Source organism: Streptomyces soli, assembly GCF_003999195.1.
GTDB classification, from domain to species: Bacteria; Actinomycetota; Actinomycetes; order Streptomycetales; family Streptomycetaceae; genus Actinacidiphila; species Actinacidiphila soli.
In genome coordinates this window covers 1-2,889 of the sequence record NZ_RJVR01000136.1, presented here as the reverse complement: position 1 = coordinate 2,889, position 2,889 = coordinate 1, and the positions used below count along the sequence as shown (strand labels likewise).

Below are 2,889 nucleotides of genomic sequence, written 5' to 3'. Positions count from 1 at the left end.
TGTCGCCGGACTTGACGCGGCGGAAGAAGGCGGCGAACGCCTTGTCCAGGCGGCGCAGCGTCGCCTGCTGCGAGCTGAACGACCAGCGGCCCTGACGCTGCGGGTCGAACGCCCGGATGTCCTTGAGCTGTGCGGACTGCATGCCGTACGTGACGCTCGTCTTCGAGCTGTGGCGGTAGGCGTCGCGTCGTTCCTGCAAGGCCCCGTTGTAGAGGGTGCAGTGATCCCGCAGCATCTCGCCGAGCGTGACCTGCTGGCCCACGGTGGGCCGCATGAGGAACTTGTACGCACGGATCATCCAGCCCACCCCCCTTCGGTCGAGTTCGCTTGATCCTACTACACTTGGTGTATGTCACCACGTTGGGAACCAGATCCTGATATTAGAAGGGGAAATCACGTCATCTACAGCCTGCACGTTCATTTGGTGTTTGTCACTAAGTACCGGCGTGAGGTCTTCAACGACCAGATGCTGTCGCGCTGCGAGGCGATCATGCGGGACGTGTGCCAGTCCTTCGAGGCTGAGCTGCACGAGTTCAACGGCGAAGGCGATCACGTGCATCTGCTCGTTCACTACCCGCCGAAGGTCGCCCTGTCCAGGCTGGTCAACAGCTTGAAGGGCGTCAGCTCCCGATACCTGCGGGCGGAATACACCGGCCGGATCAACCGGATCGGCACAGGGTCGGTGTTCTGGTCCCCGTCGTACTTCGCCGGGTCCTGCGGCGGCGCACCACTGAGCATCATCAAGGACTACATCGACAACCAGAAGCGGCCATCCTGACCGTCACCCCGGAGGCGCAGAGAGCTCCGGCGCTTCGCGCCTCCGGGTCAGGGATCGCATTCCCGCCCGGCCTGAAGGCCGGGATTCCCTGCGAAGATCAAGGGATGGACGGGTTGGGGGTAGGCCGTCCGCCTGAGAGCCTGTCGGGTGACCTTCGATCGGAGAGCGGACGCGGTCTGGTGTGTGCGATTCCAAGGCGCCGGGATGTCTTGTAGCGGAGCTACTAGGGCATTTCGGCAACGCGGGAAGCGTACGCGCCAGGGCGCGTCCGCCCGATCAGAGGTCATCCGACAGGCTCTGAGCTTGACGTTTAACCCCGACAAGATCGTCTCTTGTCGGGGTTCGTCATGCGCCGGACAGCAGGCGCGGCCGCCTGTGATGCTCGAAGTGTCTAGCCTCGAGATGCAACAGAACGGCCGCTGTGATGAGCTTTCCCGCCTCCTCCGTCCCTGTCCACCCCCTGTCCGTGTTATCCGACTTCCGGAACGACTTCTACGGTTGCCTGTCCCGTCGCGGGGACGAGTTGTTCGAGCTTGTCGACGCCCTGCTGTGTACGGACGGCCCGGTCAAGACGCTGGTGGATCTGTCGCTGGCTCCCGAGCACCGGCGCGGGCACGGGTCGTTGTACGACGGAATCAACCACGGCCGCCTGGACGTGTCCCGTCTGCGCAGGTCACTGGCCTCTTTGCCGTTGCCCCGCGACAGTGAGGGACGGCTGCGGATCGCCGTGGACATCAGCAACTGGCTGAGGCCGGACGCGCCCTGCAGCCCGGAACGGCCGTTCTGTCACTGCTACGGGCGTGGTCGCGGAAACGCACAGATGACCCCGGGATGGCCGTACTCCGTCATCGCAGCCCTGGAGAGCGGGCCAACTTCCTGGACCGCGCCACTGGACATCCTGCGGCTCACCCCGGCCGACGATGTCACCACGGTCACCGCCGCCCAGCTGCGCGAACTCTGCTCCCGGCTGACGCAGGCGGGGCGGTGGAGCCAGGGAGATCCGAAGATCGTGGTCGTCCTCGACGCCGGATACGACGTCGTCCGGCTCTCCTTCCTCCTGGCGGACCTGCCGATCGAACTGGTCGGACGACTGCGCTCGGACCGGGTGCTGTACTTCCCGCCCCCGCCCCGGGCACGCGGCAGGAACGGACGCCCGCCCAGGTACGGGGCGGCGTTCAAGTTCGCCGACGACACCACCTGGCCCGCCCCCGGCCGGGCGACGGCCGAGCACACCGACCACTACGGCGAGGCCGTCGCCCTGGCCTGGAACCCGCTGCATCCCGCCCTGACCCACCGGGCCGGCTGGGAAGACCAAGACGGCGAACTGCCCATCGTGGAGGGCACCGTGATCCGCCTGGAAGTCGACCACCTTCCCGGCGAGAGGACCCCCAAGCCCCTGTGGCTGTGGTCCTCGGCCACCAGCGCCACCGCCGACGACATCGCACGCTGGTGGCACACCTTCCTCAGAAGGTTCGATCTGGAACACACCTTCCGCCTGTTCAAACAGACCCTCGGCTGGACCGTGCCCCAGCTCCGCGACCCGCGCGCGGCCGACCGCTGGAGCTGGGTCGTCATCGTCGCCTACACCCAGCTCAGACTCGCCCGCGACCTTACCGACGACCTCCGCCGCCCCTGGGAAAGACCCGCACCACCAGGCAGGCTCACCCCCGCCCGTGTCCGACGCGGGTTCCGCCACCTCCACCGCCGACTGCCGAGGCCGGCAGCCGCACCGAAACCCGGGAAGCCCGGCCCCGGACGCCCACCCGGCTCCAAGAACCGACGCCCCGCACCCCACCACCACGTGGGCAAACCACCCAAAACGAATGCCCGACGGAACGCGAGAAAGGATCAAGCACCTTAAACGTCAAGCTGAGGGAGCGAAGCCAGGCGGGGGGACCCCCACCCAAAGGAAGCTTTGGGGGAGGCTGGCCCAACCCGGCCGCACCCGGCGACGGGCCCGCACCCCGACGGAGCGAACCCGGTGGCCAGTTAGGCGCCGCCGTTGCGGGCGCGGCGGCCGACCGCGCCCCCGCGTCCGGCGGGGGAGGCGGATTTGCCGCGGGTTTGGCCGATGGGGGTGCCGGGGCCGGCGGGGCGGTGGGGGCGACGGC

General features: G+C 67.7%; 3 protein-coding genes. 2 read left to right on the top strand and 1 reads right to left on the bottom strand.

All coding sequences use genetic code 11. The features are described from left to right. A partial coding sequence (locus EFK10_RS12310) for a helix-turn-helix domain-containing protein (protein WP_322973321.1) occupies positions 1–298 on the bottom strand: 298 nt, incomplete at its 3' end. Positions 299–349: 51 nt separating this feature from the next. Between EFK10_RS12310 and tnpA the strand changes: the two genes are divergently transcribed. Both tnpA and EFK10_RS12300 read left to right on the top strand, forming a co-directional pair. Beyond that, positions 350–778, top strand: a complete 429-nt coding sequence (gene tnpA / locus EFK10_RS12305; protein WP_127355763.1) for an IS200/IS605 family transposase — start codon at positions 350–352, stop codon at positions 776–778. Between the two features lie 424 nt (positions 779–1,202). After that, positions 1,203–2,639 (top strand): NF041680 family putative transposase, encoded by a 1,437-nt coding sequence (locus EFK10_RS12300; RefSeq protein WP_127355762.1) that lies wholly within the window; start codon positions 1,203–1,205, stop codon positions 2,637–2,639. The last annotated feature ends 250 nt before the right edge of the window (positions 2,640–2,889 follow it).